The 18076-nt window shown below is 60.8% G+C and carries 18 protein-coding genes, 1 tRNA gene and 1 pseudogene; 13 read left to right on the forward strand and 7 right to left on the reverse strand.

Annotation, left to right across the window (positions count from 1 at the left end; all coding sequences use genetic code 11):
* Positions 1-49: 49 nt before the first annotated feature.
* Positions 50-847: a sterol desaturase family protein gene (locus ACWGS8_RS13925; RefSeq protein ID WP_454581493.1), complete on the reverse strand. Its 798-nt coding sequence runs from the start codon at positions 845-847 to the stop codon at positions 50-52.
* 336 nt (positions 848-1183) lie between these two features.
* On the opposite strand from ACWGS8_RS13925, the gene ACWGS8_RS13930 reads away from it, so the two are divergent.
* Together ACWGS8_RS13930 and ACWGS8_RS13935 are read left to right on the forward strand one after the other, a co-directional pair.
* Positions 1184-1537, forward strand: a complete 354-nt coding sequence (locus tag ACWGS8_RS13930) for a hypothetical protein (RefSeq protein WP_454581494.1) — start codon at positions 1184-1186, stop codon at positions 1535-1537.
* Between the two features lie 193 nt (positions 1538-1730).
* Positions 1731-2237: a cupin domain-containing protein gene (locus ACWGS8_RS13935; RefSeq protein WP_454581495.1), complete on the forward strand. Its 507-nt coding sequence runs from the start codon at positions 1731-1733 to the stop codon at positions 2235-2237.
* Between the two features lie 188 nt (positions 2238-2425).
* Here the strand turns inward: ACWGS8_RS13935 and ACWGS8_RS13940 are convergent, their stop codons facing one another.
* A complete protein-coding gene (locus ACWGS8_RS13940) occupies positions 2426-2617 on the reverse strand; it encodes a hypothetical protein (protein WP_454581496.1) in 192 nt (63 codons plus the stop codon).
* Positions 2618-3184: 567 nt separating this feature from the next.
* Positions 3185-3919, reverse strand: coding sequence for a hypothetical protein (locus tag ACWGS8_RS13945; protein ID WP_454581497.1), 735 nt, complete (start codon positions 3917-3919; stop codon positions 3185-3187).
* 133 nt (positions 3920-4052) lie between these two features.
* Between ACWGS8_RS13945 and ACWGS8_RS13950 the strand changes: the two genes are divergently transcribed.
* Both ACWGS8_RS13950 and ACWGS8_RS13955 read left to right on the forward strand, forming a co-directional pair.
* Entirely contained in the window at positions 4053-4394 is a 342-nt protein-coding gene (locus ACWGS8_RS13950; protein WP_454581498.1) for a hypothetical protein, read from the forward strand.
* Positions 4395-5151: 757 nt separating this feature from the next.
* Positions 5152-5316: a hypothetical protein gene (locus ACWGS8_RS13955; protein ID WP_454581499.1), complete on the forward strand. Its 165-nt coding sequence runs from the start codon at positions 5152-5154 to the stop codon at positions 5314-5316.
* Positions 5317-6213: 897 nt separating this feature from the next.
* Here ACWGS8_RS13955 and ACWGS8_RS13960 read toward each other — a convergent pair.
* A tRNA-Ser gene (locus ACWGS8_RS13960) sits at positions 6214-6303 on the reverse strand.
* A gap of 272 nt (positions 6304-6575) precedes the next feature.
* Between ACWGS8_RS13960 and ACWGS8_RS13965 the strand changes: the two genes are divergently transcribed.
* From ACWGS8_RS13965 to ACWGS8_RS13980, 4 genes are all read left to right on the forward strand, one after another.
* Positions 6576-7799: a septal ring lytic transglycosylase RlpA family protein gene (locus ACWGS8_RS13965; RefSeq protein ID WP_454581500.1), complete on the forward strand. Its 1224-nt coding sequence runs from the start codon at positions 6576-6578 to the stop codon at positions 7797-7799.
* 83 nt (positions 7800-7882) lie between these two features.
* On the forward strand, positions 7883-9049 hold the full coding sequence (locus ACWGS8_RS13970; RefSeq protein WP_454581501.1) for a D-alanyl-D-alanine carboxypeptidase family protein: 1167 nt from the start codon (positions 7883-7885) through the stop codon (positions 9047-9049).
* Positions 9050-9125: 76 nt separating this feature from the next.
* Positions 9126-9800, forward strand: coding sequence for a dTMP kinase (gene tmk, locus ACWGS8_RS13975; protein ID WP_454581502.1), 675 nt, complete (start codon positions 9126-9128; stop codon positions 9798-9800).
* A complete protein-coding gene (locus ACWGS8_RS13980) occupies positions 9797-10846 on the forward strand; it encodes a DNA polymerase III subunit delta' (RefSeq protein WP_454581503.1) in 1050 nt (349 codons plus the stop codon). Before tmk ends, ACWGS8_RS13980 begins: the two co-directional genes overlap by 4 nt.
* A gap of 42 nt (positions 10847-10888) precedes the next feature.
* On the opposite strand, the gene ACWGS8_RS13985 is transcribed toward ACWGS8_RS13980, so the two are convergent.
* On the reverse strand, positions 10889-11089 hold the full coding sequence (locus ACWGS8_RS13985) for a hypothetical protein (RefSeq protein WP_454581504.1): 201 nt from the start codon (positions 11087-11089) through the stop codon (positions 10889-10891).
* 37 nt (positions 11090-11126) lie between these two features.
* Between ACWGS8_RS13985 and ACWGS8_RS13990 the strand changes: the two are divergent.
* From ACWGS8_RS13990 to ACWGS8_RS14010, 5 genes and pseudogenes are all read left to right on the forward strand, one after another.
* A pseudogene (locus tag ACWGS8_RS13990) lies at positions 11127-11255 on the forward strand (DNA polymerase III subunit delta'); the annotation flags it as partial.
* Between the two features lie 83 nt (positions 11256-11338).
* Positions 11339-12889 (forward strand): methionine--tRNA ligase, encoded by a 1551-nt coding sequence (gene metG / locus ACWGS8_RS13995; RefSeq protein ID WP_454581505.1) that lies wholly within the window; start codon positions 11339-11341, stop codon positions 12887-12889.
* Positions 12889-13701, forward strand: a complete 813-nt coding sequence (locus ACWGS8_RS14000; protein WP_454581506.1) for a TatD family hydrolase — start codon at positions 12889-12891, stop codon at positions 13699-13701. Before metG ends, ACWGS8_RS14000 begins: the two co-directional genes overlap by 1 nt.
* 3 nt (positions 13702-13704) lie before the next feature.
* Positions 13705-14523, forward strand: a complete 819-nt coding sequence (locus ACWGS8_RS14005; RefSeq protein WP_454581507.1) for an MBL fold metallo-hydrolase — start codon at positions 13705-13707, stop codon at positions 14521-14523.
* Positions 14524-15096: 573 nt separating this feature from the next.
* Positions 15097-16017: an agmatinase gene (locus ACWGS8_RS14010; RefSeq protein WP_454581508.1), complete on the forward strand. Its 921-nt coding sequence runs from the start codon at positions 15097-15099 to the stop codon at positions 16015-16017.
* Between the two features lie 218 nt (positions 16018-16235).
* Here ACWGS8_RS14010 and ACWGS8_RS14015 read toward each other — a convergent pair whose 3' ends face one another.
* A complete protein-coding gene (locus ACWGS8_RS14015) occupies positions 16236-16802 on the reverse strand; it encodes a hypothetical protein (RefSeq protein WP_454581509.1) in 567 nt (188 codons plus the stop codon).
* A gap of 319 nt (positions 16803-17121) precedes the next feature.
* The gene (locus tag ACWGS8_RS14020) at positions 17122-17997 is read right to left on the reverse strand and encodes an aldose 1-epimerase family protein (protein ID WP_454581510.1); all 876 of its coding nucleotides are present in this window, start codon (positions 17995-17997) and stop codon (positions 17122-17124) included.
* Between the last annotated feature and the right edge of the window lie 79 nt (positions 17998-18076).

The raw sequence follows: 18076 nt of genomic DNA on the forward strand, positions 1-18076 counted from the left end.
ACACCGCCAGTTTCGAGCGGCAAAAGTCCTGCGCCGTCGGTATCAGCCGTCAGGCTTCGGTGCTCGGCACTGGACGGTTCGATCGCTTCTCGTCCGGCAGGAACGGATAGCTGACCTGCCCGAAATAGCTGGAGGGGATCGGATCATCGACGCCGTATTTTTCCGGCACCTTGTCGCCGGTGGCATTGTAGGTGCCGAACACCATGTCGAGGACAGGCAATTGCCCGGCGAAGTTCTTGTCATAGGCCTCGCGCTGGTTGGCATGGTGCCAGCGATGGAACTGCGGGCTGGCGATCAGCCACTTCAGGGGACCGAACGGAATCCGCACGTTCGAATGAACGAGCAGCGTGTGCCAGAAGTAGATGACTGAAAAGATGGCGATCGAGGCTTCGGAGAAGCCAAGGAAAAAGATCGGCGTCAGCGACAATGCCTTTGTAAGGATGGCGTCGACCGGGTGGGAGTGGAAAGCGCCGAGCCAGTCCAGCTCCTCGATGCCATGGTGCACCGCATGGAATTTCCAAAGCGCCGGGATTGTGTGGAATGCCCGGTGTGCCCAGTAGACGCCGATATCGGTGATCAGGATGATTTCGGGAACCTGCAGCCAGACGGGCTGGCCGCCGACGGCCTGCGTGATGGATTGCGGAACAAGCATCGCGGCGGCTTCGAGTGTATTGGCCGCGATCAGAACGATGACAACTTTTACAATGAGGCCATTGAACAGCACATAGATCAGATCGACACCCAGGCCCTTGCGCAGGGCGTTCTGGGGCCGTTCGTGGAACAGATGTTCGAACGGAATGAAGATCAGTGCGCAGATCAACAGCCCCTTGATGCCAAATATGTCCATTCGCCCGCCTCTATTGCCCGCCCTTGGCCAGCACCGCTCGTGCCTCAGCTTCCGGACAGAACCACATTTCTCCTTTCCAAAGGCTTGATACCGGTGTCCGAGCCATACGCATGGCCGAGCCATGGAATTGAGGCGCTGACCAGACTGTCACATCTGTGTCGCAACCGGGCGGTATGTGGACAAGGCGCGGTCGGTGAACGCAGCGTGTTCCGCGCGTCCTCCCAGGACTGACCCCTCCGGTTCCCTGCCGGTGGGGTTTTCTATTTCAGGAACAGTCTTGGCAGTCGCGGATTGTCCTTGCTATCGTGGTCTACGGTCAGCACAGGACATCCAGTCATGGACGCAAGTGAAATGAGTGCGATCGGCGACACCCTCATGAGGATCGTCACGCCCGACATGTCTCCCAAACAGCTTGTCAAGGCAGCCCAGAAAGCGCACCCCCAGGGCCTCGAAGAAGGACATAGCCCGAGCGGCCTTCTTTTCGATCATCGCGAATGCCGATCAGGACATCGGCAAGGCCAAGAACCTGCAGGCATTCGCCATAGCGGAGCGTACCCAGCCGCCGGATTGAGCAATCGCCTGGCGTTGCGCGGTCTGCCGTCGCCGCGCCGCCACCCACTCACCGCCGTGCCGCGCAATGAATTCAACGTCAAATCTGCCATCGATGCCACTCTTCTGGGGAGAGGGTAGTTCGAGGGGTGACTTGATTGCGCTCGTCAATTCCTTGCCAACTTGTGAATTTTCAACCGGACTTGCCCGCCACGTGCAGCCGGCAGGTGGCGGGGGGGAGGTCAGCAAACGCCCAACGCCAAATAGATGCAGTTATGCTAATATGCGGCTTCTCGCACGTTCACTTGCGTGACCAACCTGGGAGGATGCAATCATGAAGATTTCCTCGCGATCATACGGCCGATCAATGCTCGTTGTGCTCGGCCTCACCAGTGCGGTAGCCCTTATGTCTGGAGGGGTGGCCTTCGCTGTCGAGGGTCAGGAGGGCGTAAAGACGACCCCCGTTCTGACGACCGATAGCACTGACCTGAAGTGGCAGGACATTGGCGACCTGCCGCCTGGCGCCAAGGTTGCTGTCCTGGCGCAATCCGGTAACTGGAGTGTGGCACGCGTGAAGTTCCCGCCCCACTACGTCGTCCCACCGCACAGCCATCCTAACGCCGAGGCCGTGTGGCTGATCAGCGGTCAGGTCGGGTTCGGCTTCGGGGATAAGCTCGACAAGACCGGCCCGTGGCTCAAGCCGGGAGCCTTTTTCGCCTTACAACCTGGCGGTACGCACTACGTGTGGACCGGAGACGAAGGCGGGATCATTGATGTTCAGGTCAGTGCGCCTGGCGGCATTACGTTTGTCAACCCGGCTGATGCTCCGAATAAGAAGTGAGAAGTCCTCGTCCTCTGGCGGCCCGGCAGGCTGGCGGGCAGGCCAGCAAACGCCGGGCCTGGCCGACTCGGATATGGGAAGGCGGCTAGCGCAGAGGTTATATTAGTACGGCTGCATGAAGATCACGGTTGATGACTTTCAACTGCCTTTCGCGCAGAGGCGGAAAGGCTGGCCGCCTTCCTTAAATCCTACTCACGCGCAGCATTCTCAAGGCCTGTCGTTAGCCCTGCCAAGAGCCTGGAAGACAGGTCGCGGGACCGCTCGATAAGTCGGCGGTTCCTCTCGATGAGTTCCTGCGTTTCCTTGATGCGGATCAGGCTTTGCCGCTCCCTTTCATTGAGGTGCTTAGCCTGTTTTTTGGTGTCGTCGATCTGCTGCATGACAATGGCCGCCTTCAAGTCGTGACGCGTCCGCCTGCGCTAGAAACTCGCAAAGGCTCGAACTGTTCCCTAGCACAGCGCAGCCGCCGTTCTTCCGGCAACAGAGAGTCTTGGAAAGAGTTCTTCTCACGTATGAGGACCCTGTTTGGGCTAGCCGCTAGCAGGCCCTACTAAAGGTTGACGAGGCGCGTCGCACGTTCACCGCTGCTGCCTCAGCGGATTTCTTGCGGGGAACAGGATCCGGCTATGCGACCGGCATATCGGACGGGCGAGTTGCGGCGATAGACAAGCTGGATGGCTTCATAGAAGACATGGGAGGGTGCCCGCGTCCAGGCTGATTGACTATTGCGTGGGCGGCTTGACGACAGCGCAAATCGCGATGAAGAACGAGAAATGGCGCCGGTTCTGCACCACGACCTGCGCGCATGCGCCGTGCACTTCAATTATTTTACCGGTAGTCGACATTGACTTTCAACACGAAACCCTGCAATTGATCGTCATTCGGAGAACTGCGCCCAGAACCCCCGCGTTTTCTTTGAGGTGGTCGCTGGCCGGATTCGCGCCACGTCATTGCGTACATGTGACCTGCACAGTGGCGTACCCACATTTGTTTCCAGAGACGTCGGACAATGTCACTGCTGCGACATTCTTGCACTCTGCAGGATGGTTCTTTTTCGCCCATACGGAAGGGTCGGAGCCGCACGGCAACCAAGTCGCGTTTCCGCGACATGCCTGCGAATATTCGCCGACGCACACCACATAGGTTGTCTGTTGTTGTGCAATCAAAACCGGTAGCCCCGGTAGGTTCACAGGAATTGGCGGTGCCACCCGCCTGATGCATTGACGCAAGAGCGTAGCTTGCCCCCCGTATTGTTTCTGCGGAACATAGAAAGTTTCGTCCACGACCTGAGTCGAGTTGGATGGCCTTTGTACGGGCTTCGAAGTGGATGGGTATTTGGTTTGCGATAGGACTAACTCGCTGTAACAGTCGTCGAGCTGCGAATGTCCCGTGGTCGCCTCGATAAATTCGACGCTTAGCTCCACGGCAGGCTCGGAAGCGCCGCCGTCGAAAGTCTTGGTCGTAATTTTGGGGCCTCCAAGCACGGTCGGATTTGAAATCGTGATCGAAGCATCAAAGGGACCAATCTGAGGAAAGAAGTACTGGACACCGTTGGCGATAGCGGTGGCATTTTGAGAGAGCACCGCAATGGTGCCAATCGCTCCAAGCACTGCACCACCAAAACCCCAGGCTAGCGACTTGGTCCCAGATTTAGGGCCATCAGACTTTTTCTTAGTCTCCATCTCGACGCTCCAGCGCGACCTTAAGTAAGGAAGTTCTTAAGAACGTATTCCACCGCCGACGAGTTGAAAAGCGCATTCGGAACCGAAAGCCTCCAGACTTTACTACCTCTATGCACTTAGAGCAGGCGATCACGTGCATTTTGTTGCCCTGCAGATTGTGCCGGTGCGAATCCGAAAAATCCTCCGCAGCCTTGTACCTCTGTCCCAAGAGAAGGAATCCCTCATGTCCGTGCTCGATGACATCGCCACTCTGTCAAAGCAGATCGATCTTTCCGCCACCTTGGCGAAAGAGGCGGTTGCCGAATTCGGCTCGTCGGCCGATCTGGCCGCTCAGGTCGAAAAGCTGGCGTCAGAAAATGTCGCGCTGACCGCGCAGCTTCAGACCGTGACCAATGACCTCGCCACGGCTCAAAGCCAGGTCGCGGACCCACGGCCAAGCAAACCGCGAACAATGACGCACTCGCTTCAGTGCTGACGCCGGCTGCGCCGCAGCAATAGTTTCACCTAGCAGGCTCTCGGTCATTATTCGCAGCGACCCGGGAGGCTTTGGGCGCACCATCTGCCCTGCGGCGAAGTTCTTGGCGTATTCCTCAGTCTCGAATAGCTTTTGGACGGCCACACCGTCCTCCACGATCTGGACAATCCATTGGCCTTCTCGGTGTTCGATCGAGACACCATTCTCGCTCTCGTCACTCATGGTCCGCGCTCCTCGGATGACGAAGCGAGAACCTCACCACGGCCTGGGGAGACCATGCATGCCCGCACCCAAAGGAAACCAGTTCTGGAAGGTACGCAGTTCGCACGGCCGCAATCGGATATTCGTCTGTCCGGAGAAGCTATCGGGGGTGCAATCGCTTGATATTGGGATATGCGAAATCTCTAACTTATGGTATAAGTTGGGCGTAACTGTATAGTTGGAGGGTCTATTATGCTCAAACTCGCCAGCATCTTAGCCGTGACAACAGCAATCTCGTTTGTCGCGCCAACGCCGAAGGTTGCGGACCTGAAAATGCCCTGGATCCCGGGGGTGAAGATGGCGCAGAGTTGCAGCGCGTCAGGGGCTCAAGAATGCGATCGCGTTGAAGGGGTTTGCCTCAAAAACGGTGGACAGAGACTTAGCTGTTGCGTGCAATGGAAAACCTGCATGGCAGAGGTATTCTGCGACACCAGCGCTTGGACTTGCACGAACTAACGCTTGGCCGGAAGTCCGGTCTGGTCTGCCCGTACAATTCATGAACGTCATCCGAACGCCCGCTGACCGCGACGCGTTGCTCTGGTCGTTCCTCCCGGTTGAGGCATTGGATGAAGCCTGTCAGGAAGCGGCTGGCGAGGTCGGCGATATGACAGCGAGCGAAAACTCCAACGACCTCGGAGACGACATTCTCTGTGAACGCTGATTGGCGTTCTCACGCCGGACTGGTTTTAGCCCGCTACCTCACGGTGGCGGGCCTTCAAGCAACCGTTTCTCATTTACACGGGAAAGTCTCATGAAGAGCCGAGAGTAGCAGCGCTCCGACGTATTCTTTCCGGCGTTTCGCCCCGCCTTCAGCGACATAGTTGTCTAGGATTGACAGCGACTGGCTGTTAGTGATTGCCATGTTCTTCGGTGCGCAGTAAATGGCTTTGCCATATAGAACTTCGGCGGCGCTGTTTTGCCCAGAAGATACCTTCCGCCAATCCAACCAGGTAGCTTTTCCCAGCCTCGGTATCCCGCAGGATGTAAAAGTCCTCGTAAGACATCTCCCTCGCTTGCGCCCGACCGCAGAAGGTTAGGAGCATCAAAATCAGCAAGTACCTCATTCAATTGCCTTTGTATCTGGCAGCGTCCACCCAGCCCTTGATTGCAGCTCCTTGGGTCGGCCTCTTCACTTCGACGTGCCCACCGAGGTAGGTCCCACTCGCTATCCAAACTGACTTGCTACGCTGATAGACGGTGATCGTGATTTTCCTACCCCAAACCTCGACCGTGACTTCGCCGGACATTCAGCCCTCCACATATTGCGTCGATCTCGCCTAGACCCTCTGATAGTCGCAGGAACCCCTTGGAAATCAACAACGGGAACAGGCAGCGAACGAACTGCTACAATTTTTCAACGTAAGGCGGCGGTATGAACCGGGACAGCCAGATACAAAACGCGCTCGCGGGGCCGCGCAACGCGTTGAGGGTCACAAGCGGAATCCGGCGTGACCTCTCAGCGGCGGGCTTCATCGTTTGCAAAGGTTAGGAACTGAGTTAGGAACCAAATTCGACAAGTTCGCATTACTGAATGGAATCAATGCCATAGCTACAAATCTGGCGGAGGGAGTGGGATTCGAACCCACGGTGAACTTGCGCCCACGCCGGTTTTCAAGACCGGTGCCTTAAACCGCTCGGCCATCCCTCCAGTGACATCCGTCACATGCGACTGCTCTAGTGTGCCCGGCAAAGGCCTGTCAACCGGCATGCGTGGCCGCGCGTGTTCCTCCACCAACCCACGCAGCAGGGCGGCGCCACAATCTTGCCCGGTTCCGGCCACAATCGATTAATATCGTGATAAACAATTCCTGTGCACAAAGGATCGGGGTTCAAGGCGTCGTTGGCATTGTCGAGGGAGTGCTTTGGCTCCTCTGCTGTTCAAACGGCGTCTTGACTGAGACTGTAGGGGATTTCAGGATAATGCAGGCTACGACGCATCAGCGTCTTCGTCGCGCTTCCACGCTCACGCTGTTGGCTGCGTCGGCTGCTCTGCTGGCGGCTTGCGCGTCGCAGCCTGAGCCGAAGGCGATGGTCAATCCCAAGCATCGCTCCAAGGAATATTTCGCCGAAACCGAATATGGCGTGAAGGCGAGCCCGCGCGCTGGCTTCATGCGGCGCGGCGGCGGCCGCGACCAGCTCGGCAAGCCTTACCAGGTGCGCGGCAAGTGGTACTATCCCAAGGAAGATCGGCACTACGCCAAGGTCGGCCTGGCCTCGTGGTATGGCGACGCCTTCCATGGCCGGCTGACCGCCAATGGCGAAGTGTACGACACGGCGCAACTGACCGCGGCGCATCCGACCATGCCGCTGCCGAGTTACGCCCGTGTCACTAACCTCGAAACCGGCAGTTCGGTCATCGTGCGCGTCAACGACCGGGGACCATATCATGAGGGCCGCATCATCGACGTCTCGGAGCGCGCGGCGCAGATGCTCGACTACGACAAGGTCGGCACCGCGAAGGTCAAAGTCGAATATGTCGGCCGTGCACCGCTCGATGGCAATGACGACCAGTATCTGATGGCTTCCTACCATCCAGGCAACAGGATTCCGGATCCGTCGGATGGCCTGCCAACCGGCGTCATGGTGGCCATGAATGGACCGTCGCCAAGCCTGCCGGTGGGCGCGGCGGCCGTCCCGTTCCCCGGTCAACTGACGGATTCCGGCCAGGCCGCTCAACCGTCCCTGTCGGCGCAGGCGCCAGCTTTCGGCGACCTGGCACTACCCGATTTCGGGCCGATCGTCCCGGAACGTCCGGAGATGGGCCTGCCGCCGCAGTCGCCGTTCGCGGTGGCCTCGCTGTCCTATGCGGATGAACGCGTACAGCGCGCCGATGTCTTTGCCGCGCTGGACGACAGCGGCATGTCGCCCGCCGACATCCTGCGGTCTTGGAAGAAATCCAGTCCGCAAGCATCGCCATCCAATGCCGATTATGTCGCTGCCGGCACGTTCGACGACGCCGCCGAAGCCAAGCGTGTGGCAGCGGCACTTCAGCCCTTCGGCCGAACGGAAATCCAGCGTTCCGATCTCGACGGCAATGACTGGTATGCGGTCAATCTCTATCCCAATGGCCATGGCGGCATCGACGAGTTGCTGCAGGCGGCATGGTCGCACGGCGCACCCGATGCGCTGGCTGTGCGCAACTGATCTATTTTGCCCGGGCGGTTGATCCGGCGGAAAAAACCCTGATAGCTTGGCTGTGCCAAAACCGGCAAACGGGTCGAGATTTCATGCAGTTGCGCGCCTTTCCGCCATTTGCCGGCTTTCTGGGACTGGCTTTGCTGCTGCTTTGCCTCGCACCTGCCCACGCGCAGCTTTTCGAGACCAAGGCCACACAGGCCTTCATGATCGATGCCGACACCGGTACGGTGCTGTTCTCGAAAGACGCCGACGAGCCGATCCCGCCGGCCTCGATGGCCAAGCTGATGGCCATGGAGGTGGTTTTCAACGCCGTCAAGTCCGGGCGCCTCAAGCTCGACGACACATTCGTGGTTAGCGAAAACGCTTGGCGCAAGGGCGGCGCGCCATCAGGCACATCGACAATGTTTGCCAAGCTCAAATCGGCGATCCGGCTCGAAGACCTGATCCAGGGCGTGACCGTGCAGGCGGCCAATGACGGCTGCATCGTCATCGCCGAAGGCATGGCCGGATCCGAGGACAATTTTGCCGCGCAAATGACAGAACGGGCCCGCCAGATCGGCCTGAAAACATCGACCTTCGTCAATTCCACCGGCCTGCCGGCCGACGGCCAGCAGACGACGGTGCGCGAGCTGGCGCTGTTGGCTCTGCATTTGTGGCGCGATTATCCGGATTTCTATCGCTACTACGGCCTGAAGGATTTCACCTGGAACAAGATCTCGCAGAAGAACCGCAACCCGTTGCTGGCCATGGACATCGGCGCCGACGGTCTGGCTGTGGGCGCTAGCGAGGCATCAGGCTTCGGCATCGTCGCTTCGGTCAGTCACAACGGCACGCGGGTGGTCATGGCGATGAGCGGGCTGGCAAACGACAAGGAGCGTGCCGAGGAGGCGCGCAAGCTGCTCGACTGGGGCGCGCGCTCCTTCGAGAAGACCGAGATCTTCGCCAAGGACGAGGTCGTCGGCGAGGCCCAGGTTTTTGGCGGAGCGAAATCCGGCGTGACGCTGAAGGCAAAAGGGCCGATCGACATCTTCCTGCCGATCACCAACCGCGACAAGCTGACGGCCAGGATCGTCTACACCGGCCCGGTTGCGGCACCCGTGGAGGAGGGCCAGCCGGTGGGCGCGCTGCGCGTCTGGATCGGCGACACGCTGAGCCAGGAGACGCCGCTTTTCGCCGCCGAATCGATCGGCGTCGGCACATTGCCACAGCGTGCGCTCGATGCCGTCAAGGAACTGGCGATCGGCTGGCTGCGATAGCACCGACGGCATGGACGTTTTCCCGAACGCGGACTATCTAGAGCGCAACAATCCACCTGGACAAAGGCCCTTTCGATTGGCGTGCGGATTTTTCATCACCTTTGAAGGCGGCGAGGGCGCGGGCAAGTCGACGCAGATCGAGCGGCTGGCGCGCAAGATGCGCGCCAAGAAGTATGATGTCCTGCTGACGCGCGAACCGGGCGGCTCGCCGGGCGCCGAAGCGGTCAGGCATGTGCTGCTTTCGGGCGCCGCTGAGCCATTTGGACCGAAGATGGAGGCGCTGCTCTTCGCCGCCGCGCGTTCCGACCATGTCGAGCAGGTCATCCGGCCGGCGGTCGAGCGCGGTTCGATCGTGCTTTGCGACCGTTTCCTCGATTCCTCGCGCGTCTATCAGGGCGTCACCGGCGGGATCGACCCGGCGTTCATGGCCACGCTGGAACAGGTCGCCATCAACGGTATGATGCCCGATATGACGCTGATCTTCGACATCGATCCGGCCGAGGGCCTCAGGCGCGCCACGCTGCGGCGCGGCCGCGAAGCCGACGCCGACCGCTTCGAAAAGGAGACGCTGGCCATCCATCAGGCCCGGCGCGCGGCTTTTCTGGCGATCGCCGCGGCCGAGCCGGAACGCTGCATCGTCGTCGACGCCTCCGCCGATCCCAATACGGTGGAGGATGTCGTCACCACGGCCGTCTTCGCGGCGCTGGAGGCGAGGGCGCCCGCGCGCGACAGGCAGGCCGCACCGGTATGATCTTCGAACGCATCGCGCCGGAACAGCATGATACGCTGGACGGCGTGCCCGAACCGTCCGAAACGCCCCGTCTAGTCGGGCACGGGCAGGCTGCCGGGATGCTAGCCGCCGCCTATCGCCAGGGAAAGCTGCCGCATGCGCTGATCTTTGCCGGCCCCGTCGGCATCGGCAAGGCGACGCTGGCCTTTCATCTAGCGCACCACCTCTTGAAGTACCCAGCGTTCGAGCGGGCGCCGGAACGCCTGGCCAATCCCGATCCGGCCTCGCCGCTGTTTCGCCAGATCGCGACCGGGGCACATCCGGGCGTGCTGCACCTGACCCGGCCGATGAACGACAAGACCAAGAGCTTCAAGACGGTCGTCACCGTTGACGAGATCCGCAGGGTCAGCCGCTTCCTGTCGATGACCTCGCATGACGGCAGCTACCGGGTGGTCATCGTCGATCCGGCCGACGACATGAATGCCAATGCCGCCAATGCCTTGCTGAAGAATCTTGAAGAGCCGCCGGCGCGGACGCTGTTCATTCTCATCGTCCATGCGCCGGGCAGCCTGCTACCGACGATCCGCTCACGCTGCCAGGTGATACGCCTGACGCCGCTCGACGCTTATGATTTGCTGGCGGTGCTGGAGACCGCCGAGCCGCCGCCGCCGGACGATCCGACCGCGCGGGCGGCACTGGTCGAGCGGGCAGGGGGCAGCGCCCGCAACGCGATCCTCTTGACGCAATATGGCGGGCTGGAGATCGCCGAGACGCTCGATGCGCTGGTGGCGAAAGGAAAGAGCGACATCGGCGGAGCCTATAGGCTCGCGGAAGCCGTTGCCGGCCGCGACCAGGCGATCCAGTTCGATATCTTCAACCGCCGGGCGCTCGACTTGCTGTCGGACGCCGCGAGCCAGGCAGCGCTGTCGGGCGATCTCGCGCGGGCCAAAATCCTGTCGGACACCTGGCATGAGGCGCTGGATGCAATCTCCGAGACAGATACCTACAATCTCGACAAGAAGCAGCACGCCCTGACCATGATCGACCGGCTGAAGTCGGCCATGTAAATAGCCTTTCGGAACGGCAATCGCCGTTCATGCTGGCTGCTTTCAGGCCATGTCCTGGGACTGGCTTGCCCGTTGCGCCGCAAGCGCTGCGTCGTATTTCGCGCGGTTGGCCCAATAGATGGAGGCGAACAGCAGTGCCTGGTCGCGGAAAGGAACGTGGTCCACCATGTCAGTAGCGGCTTCGGCTTCGATCCAGTCGGCATGGAAGTCCGCGGCTGCCTTCCTGTCGCCACCGAGCGCCATCTGCTGGAACCGGTACCATATGATGCTCGATCTCGAGGCGCAGACTCGGTGCGGGACTTGGCATGAGGCGCCGGACGCTATATCTGAGACCGACACCGACAATCTCGACAAGAAGCAGCACGCCTTGACCATGATCGACCGCCTGAAGTCTGCGATGCGAATGTGACGGCGCCACCGGGATGGCAATCGCCATTCCGATGCGATATCCACCGCCACGGCTTCCATTCAGACATTCATGATGGTTCGTTCATGTCACGCGAAAAATACTATCTGACGACTCCGATTTTCTATCCGAACGGCAAGCCGCATATCGGCCATGCCTATACGGTCATTGCAACCGATGCGCTGGCCCGCTTCCAGCGCCTCGACGGCAAGGACGTGTTCTTCCTCACCGGCACCGACGAACACGGCCTCAAGATGCAGCAGACGGCTGAGAAGGAAGGCATCACGCCACAGGCGCTTGCCGACCGTAATTCAGCGATCTTCCGTTCGATGACCGAGGCGGTGGGCGGCTCGAATGACGAATACATCCGCACGACGGAACCGCGCCACTACGCGTCCTGCCAGGCGATCTGGAAAGCGATGGCCGCCAATGGCGACATCTATCTCGACCGCTATAGCGGCTGGTACTCGGTCCGTCAGGAGGCCTATTTCGACGAAAGCGAAACCACGCTCGGCGAGGACGGCGTGCGCCGCGAACCGCTTGGCTCGCCGGTCGAATGGAACGAGGAAGAAAGCTATTTCTTCAGGCTCTCCGCCTACCAGGACAAACTGCTGGCGCTGTATGAAAGCCAGCCCGACTTCGTCGGACCGGCCGAGCGCCGCAATGAGGTGATGAGTTTCGTCAAATCCGGGCTGAAGGACCTGTCGATCTCGCGCACGACCTTCAAATGGGGCGTACCGGTGCCCGGCGACGACAAGCATGTGATGTATGTCTGGGTCGATGCCTTGACCAACTACATCACCGCCGCCGGCTATCCGGACACAAAGTCCGAGCAATGGCGCTACTGGCCGGCCACGCACATCATCGGCAAGGATATCGTGCGCTTCCACGCGGTCTACTGGCCGGCTTTCCTGATGTCGGCCGGCATCGAACTGCCGAAGCGTGTTTTCGCCCACGGCTTCCTGTTCAACCGCGGCGAGAAGATGTCGAAGTCGGTCGGCAATGTCGTCGATCCGTTCGCCATGATCGAGCATTATGGTCTCGACCAGGTGCGCTACTTCTTCCTGCGTGAGGTGCCGTTCGGCCAGGACGGCAGCTATAGCCATGATGCGATCGTCAACCGCACCAACGCCGACCTCGCCAATGGCCTCGGCAATCTGGCGCAGCGCTCGCTGTCGATGATCGCCAAAAACTGCGGCGGCGTGGTGCCGAAGCGCGGCGAGCTGACGGATGCCGACAGCGCGATGCTGGATCAGGCGGTGGCCGCTCTGGCCACGGCGCGCAAGGCGATGGCCGGGCAAGGCATCCATCTGGCACTGGCGGCGATCTTCGATGTGGTGTCGGAAGCCGATCGATACTTCGCCGGACAGGCACCATGGGCGCTGAAGAAAACCGACCCGGAACGGATGGAAACGGTACTTTGGACCACCGCCGAAGTGGTCCGACGCATAACGGTGCTGTGTCAGCCGTTTGTTCCGGGATCGGCCGCGAAGCTGCTCGACCTGCTGGCCGTGCCGGCGGACAAGCGCGATTTCGTGCATGTCCATGCTGACTATGCGTTGGTTCCTGGCACCACGTTGCCCGCGCCGGAGGGCGTGTTTCCGCGCTATGTCGAACAGCCGGGCGCGAACGCCTGATGCTTGTCGACAGCCACTGCCATCTGGACTTTCCTGATTTCGCCGAAGAGCGGGCGGCCATTGTCGCCCGCGCCAAAGCGGCTGGTATCGGTCGCATGGTGACGATATCAACCCGCGTGAAGCGTTTTCCACAAATAATTGAAATTGCTGAAACTTTCGACGAAGTCTACTGTTCTGTCGGGACCCACCCCCACAATGCCGCGGAAGAACTCGACGTCACCGCTGCCGACCTCGTGCGTCTGTCGGTTCACCCGAAGGTGGTGGCGATCGGTGAAGCCGGGCTCGATTATTTCTACGACAAGGCGCCGCGCGACGCGCAGGCGCAGGGCTTTCGCAATCACATTGCCGCCGCTCGCGAAACCAGACTGCCGCTCGTCATCCATTCGCGCGATGCCGATGACGACATGGCAGCCATTCTCGAGGACGAAACAGGGAAGGGCGCCTTCCCCTTCATCCTGCATTGTTTCTCCTCCGGACGCCGGCTGGCCGAGGTGGGCGTCTCGCTCGGCGGCTATGTGTCGTTCTCGGGCATACTGACCTTCAAAAACTCAGCCGAACTGCGCGCCATCGCCGCCGACGTGCCGCATGACCGGCTGCTCGTCGAAACCGACGCGCCCTACCTGGCGCCGATCCCGTTCCGCGGCAAGCGCAACGAGCCTGCCTATGTCGCCCACACCGCCAGGGTGCTGGCGGAGACGATTGGCGTCAGCGAAGCTGAAATAGCCGATCTGACGACGAGCAATTTCTTCCGCCTGTTCGGCAAGATGCCGCGACCTCCCGAGCAAATTGCTTGGCCAGAACTGAGCGCCTGAACGATGACTGGCCGGCTGCGCCTCACCATTCTCGGCTGTGGCTCGTCGCCAGGCACGCCGCGCATCACCGGTGACTGGGGCAATTGCGACCCGGCCAATCCGAGGAACCGGCGCATGCGCACGGCAGCGCTGGTTGAGCGGATTGCGACCGATGGCGGCCGCACCACCGTGGTCATCGACACCGGGCCGGATTTCCGCGAGCAGATGCTGCTTGCATCGGTCAAACGCATCGATGCGGTTGTCTACACGCACCCGCATGCCGACCATATTCACGGCATCGACGACCTACGCGGCTATGTGCTCGAGCAGCGCCACCTTATCGACATCCATGCCGATCAGCCGACGATGCTGCGCCTGCGGCAGGCATTCGGCTATTGCTTCGAGACGCCGCCGGGCAGCTCCTATCCGCCGATCGTGCGGGCGCATATCATCGACCACGCAAAGCCGGTTGTGATCGAGGGCGAGGGGGGCGCCCTCGCCCTCGAACCGCTGCCGCAGATCCACGGCGACATCATCTCGCTCGGCTTCCGCATCGGCGGCCTGGCCTATTGCCCCGATATCGGCGACTTTCCCGATCCCACCGCCGAGCGGCTGCGCGGCCTGGAAATGCTGGTCATCGACGCGCTGCAGTACAACCCCCATCCCAGCCATCTGTCGCTCGGCCAGGCGCTCGGCTGGATAGAGAAGCTGACACCGGGAAATGCCGTGCTGACCCACATGCATGTGCCGCTCGACTATGCCAAGGTCAAGGGCGAAGTGCCGGCCAACGTCACTCCCGCATACGATGGCATGGTGATTGAAATTCCTTATGAATCAGCGTGATGCGAACGGCCTTTCATAAGGATGTTCTGCTCATTGGGGCGAATATCAGCGGCGTTCCATCCGTTCATAGCCCATGCCGGGATAAAGCAGCGCTCGGGCGTGTTGCCTTGAGGCCAACAGCGTCCATGCTGCGCACGCGCCCAACGATCACATACTGGCGGAACGGCGCGCCGTCGCCGAGCAGATCGACCGCGGTCGGCCGCTGGCGCGTTGACCATCACCGCCGCCTGGTACGGCGCCGCGGCATCGGCCAGGCGCTGATGGCTAAAATGCTGCACGACGACCCGGCTCTTGGATCACGATGCTCGGTACTGACGGCGACGCACGCTTCGATCGAGCCAAGCCTATGAAAATCAGCGGCAATTTCCAGATGCTGGCCAACGCATAAGTTCCATAATCTATCTTATGCGACTTTCTGCCATGCGTCTTGGAGTACGTCGTCACGCGGACCCGCGCCCGCTCAGAACCTTCCGGCTGTCATGCCGGCACGCCGGCGATTTCGATGATGGCATCCACCCGATGAAGCAGCTAGCCTGCTGTCGCGCCGGAACTCCTATTCGGGATCTCAAGAAAATGACCGCATCGTTTCTCGGCCTTCCCGATCGCCTCGCCGATGGCCGCACGCCCTGTGCGGTGATCCTCGGAGCCGGCCACGGCAGCACTTATCCTGGCCAAGACAGCAGCGGCCATGCCTTGGCCGCCGACGCCATCCGCGCGGCCAGCCAGGATGATGCCTCGCTTGTCGAGCACTGGGATTTCGATCTCGGCGGCCCGTTGTTCGACGGCAAGCCGGCCTGCTGCGTCGACGCCGGCGACATCCCAACCATCCTGCACGACAATGCCGAAAACAGGGTCCGGATCGAGGCGAAGACGCGCGAGGTCCTGGCCTTGCCGGCCGTGCCGATCCTGCTTGGCGGTGACGATTCCGTCGTCATTCCGTTCCTTGCCGGCTTTGCCGATCACGGACCGGTCTGGATCCTGCAGATCGACGCCCATATCGACTGGCGCGACGAGGTGCATGGCGAACGTCACGGCTATTCGAGCCCGATGCGAAGGGCAAGCGAGATGCCGCATGTCGCGGGCATGGTGCAAGTTGGCCTGCGCAGCGTCGGCAGCGCGCGCCTCGCTGAAATCGAAGCCGCGCGGCACTATGGCAGCCGTTTCGTGACCGCGCGCGAGGTTCATGCGCAAGGTGTGGAGGCGGCGCTCAGGCATATTCCGGAAGGCGCACGGGTCGTCGTCACCTTCGACTGCGACAGCCTTGATCCCGGCATCATGCCGGGCGTGGCGGCGCGTACGCCCGGCGGCCTCACCTACACGCAGGCGATCGACCTGATCGCCGGTCTCGGCAAGCGCGCCACGATCGCGGGATTCGACCTTGTCGAGCTCTATCCGCCCGCCGACATTGACGGCCTGTCGGCCCAGACCGCCGCGCGCCTTCTGGTCAATGTAATCGGCACAATCGTGCGGCAGGGTGGCTCAACGCCCGATTGACGTGTCTTGTCCGAGCCGCGGTCGGATTCCGCGTCCTCAACTAACGATCTATCGAGCCGGCTTCAGGCTGGCCGTCAACATCCAGACAGAGATGTCTGTGCCGACGACAGCACTCGCCTACGGCATTATGCGACGCCGTGCGGGCGAACTCGTGTCGCCCAACAGCGTTGCGACGCCAGCGGCCATGCCGGTCCTGTTTGAGGCCATTGCGCCTTAGACTAAAACAAAGATCTCTGGAGCCACGCAACCCTCAAGTGCGATACCCAGATCGGACAGAACAAATAGATCACTAACTCGCGAACCAGAGTTTTCCATAGAAGGGTGTTGGTGGAATCGGTCGTCTGATAGGCTCCCCAAGCGCCACGGCCTGTCGCGTGATCGTTGAAGCCCCCAACCAACATCCCGATAATCATCAAGGCCATCACCAATGTCGCGATGACCGGTCGCGCCCTCATGGTGGTTGGTTCGGTCTTCGAAAGCAACGTCGTATAAAAGAGCAGGCTGAAGATCGCAAAAAATATCGACAATATAGAACTTATTGAAAACAAGTTGCACTCGTCGTTGACCGCACCCTGCCATTGAGTAAGCTGGTCGTAAATTGTCTGATTTCCTGGCCACAACCGCCGTAGCGCCGGGATATCGCGAAATGCACAGGTGTAGGTTGCGGGAAGATGGGGGATGACAAGCCATACTGTTGCTGATGCTGTGGCCAAAATGCAGATAGCGGCGAATATCTTTCGCGCACTCACGGGCAGTTTCTGCAAGCGTCCTTCGGTATGCGACATGACAAGGCTCCGCTATACGACCTTGATGGTGCGTGAGCGGCCTATCAGTATTTTTGGTTGTCTCGCTGAGCAAGAGGCCTGTCCACCGGCGTTGTTGCCTGTTTTGATAGAGTCAGGCTTTCGATGATCAGGAAGAACGGTCGTGGCAGACCGTAATCCGCCTTCTCCAGCCGGCAGATCGACGCCCCTAGCAAGAACGACGAAAGCCGAACCAGGCCCTCATAGTCACGGGCTGCAAAAAGGCGGTCCAAAAACGATCAGCTTATCACCGGCTTCTGGAGACGTCCCCGCGATCACCCCCGTCGGCACGATTGTGCCGCTAGCGATTCACATGAATCCAGTAGCTCAGCGAACGCTTCGCCCCGGGTTCGATCAGCATCACGCCAGGCTTGTCGCTTACCTCGCCGTCGAAATCGGCCGGGCTTGCAATCCCATGCCAGGGTTCGATGCACAGGAAGGGCGCACCGCCCGGCTTGGACCAGATGCCCAGTTCCTCGGCTCCCTGCCATGACATTTCGATCGCCGGGCCGTGGTCGGCGGCGTAGCGCACGCTGGTGCTGGCGGGCCGATCCAGGATGACGGCGTCGTCATCGAACAGCCGTTCGGACAGAGCAAGCGTCCTGCCTTCGACAGGTGTCGGCCGCCGGTCGGGGAGCAAAAGGCCGTCCTTCAGGCGACGAACAGGCGCCGGCTCACGCTCGGCAAAGGTCAGCCGATAGGCCTCCTTGGGCAATTCCGGCAGCAACGGCCAGTTGAATGCGGGATGTGCTCCAACCGAGGCCGGCAACAGCTCCTCGCCTGTGTTTGTGACCTCCAGGACCACACCAAGCTGCCGGCGGTCGAGCGTATAGGTCACGGCAAGGCGAAAGGCGAAGGGGAAGTGCGCACGCGTGTCGGCGTCGTCGGTGAGGACCAGCGTGCAGGAGCGGGGTCCCCTCTCCTCCCAGGTGAACGGCTTGTCGCGGGCGAAGCCGTGCTGCGTCATCGGATAGGTCTGGCCGCGATGGCGCAGTTGGTCGCCCTTCAGCCGGCCGACGATCGGGAAAAGCACCGGAGAATGGCGCCTCCACTCTGGCCCGGCCTGCCACAGGAACTCAGATCCTTGCGCATCCCGCAGCGAAACCAATTCGGCGCCCTGCCCGACTATTATAGCCGAGATGCCGTCGCCCTGAAGCGTTTGGCTGTCCTGTGCCACATGTCCCCTCGGGCCGGTGTGAATCTGGCGGCAGACTAGCAAAAGCTCCTGGGGACTCAAGGCATGGGCGGGTCTTGCC

It is taken from the genome of Mesorhizobium sp. 43Arga (genome assembly GCF_053714255.1).

What these genes read in the sequence shown, in the direction of transcription:
- ACWGS8_RS13945 (WP_454581497.1), bottom strand. Translation starts at nt 3,919, where the DNA reads ATGGAGACTAAGAAAAAGTCTGATGGCCCTAAATCTGGGACCAAGTCG.
- ACWGS8_RS13965 (WP_454581500.1), top strand. Translation starts at nt 6,576, where the DNA reads ATGCAGGCTACGACGCATCAGCGTCTTCGTCGCGCTTCCACGCTCACG.
- ACWGS8_RS14010 (WP_454581508.1), top strand. Translation starts at nt 15,097, where the DNA reads ATGACCGCATCGTTTCTCGGCCTTCCCGATCGCCTCGCCGATGGCCGC.
- ACWGS8_RS13925 (WP_454581493.1), bottom strand. Translation starts at nt 847, where the DNA reads ATGGACATATTTGGCATCAAGGGGCTGTTGATCTGCGCACTGATCTTC.
- metG (WP_454581505.1), top strand. Translation starts at nt 11,339, where the DNA reads ATGTCACGCGAAAAATACTATCTGACGACTCCGATTTTCTATCCGAAC.
- ACWGS8_RS14000 (WP_454581506.1), top strand. Translation starts at nt 12,889, where the DNA reads ATGCTTGTCGACAGCCACTGCCATCTGGACTTTCCTGATTTCGCCGAA.
- ACWGS8_RS13940 (WP_454581496.1), bottom strand. Translation starts at nt 2,617, where the DNA reads ATGCAGCAGATCGACGACACCAAAAAACAGGCTAAGCACCTCAATGAA.
- ACWGS8_RS13955 (WP_454581499.1), top strand. Translation starts at nt 5,152, where the DNA reads ATGAACGTCATCCGAACGCCCGCTGACCGCGACGCGTTGCTCTGGTCG.
- ACWGS8_RS13930 (WP_454581494.1), top strand. Translation starts at nt 1,184, where the DNA reads ATGGACGCAAGTGAAATGAGTGCGATCGGCGACACCCTCATGAGGATC.
- ACWGS8_RS14005 (WP_454581507.1), top strand. Translation starts at nt 13,705, where the DNA reads ATGACTGGCCGGCTGCGCCTCACCATTCTCGGCTGTGGCTCGTCGCCA.
- ACWGS8_RS13980 (WP_454581503.1), top strand. Translation starts at nt 9,797, where the DNA reads ATGATCTTCGAACGCATCGCGCCGGAACAGCATGATACGCTGGACGGC.
- ACWGS8_RS14015 (WP_454581509.1), bottom strand. Translation starts at nt 16,802, where the DNA reads ATGTCGCATACCGAAGGACGCTTGCAGAAACTGCCCGTGAGTGCGCGA.
- ACWGS8_RS13935 (WP_454581495.1), top strand. Translation starts at nt 1,731, where the DNA reads ATGAAGATTTCCTCGCGATCATACGGCCGATCAATGCTCGTTGTGCTC.
- ACWGS8_RS13985 (WP_454581504.1), bottom strand. Translation starts at nt 11,089, where the DNA reads ATGGCGCTCGGTGGCGACAGGAAGGCAGCCGCGGACTTCCATGCCGAC.
- ACWGS8_RS13970 (WP_454581501.1), top strand. Translation starts at nt 7,883, where the DNA reads ATGCAGTTGCGCGCCTTTCCGCCATTTGCCGGCTTTCTGGGACTGGCT.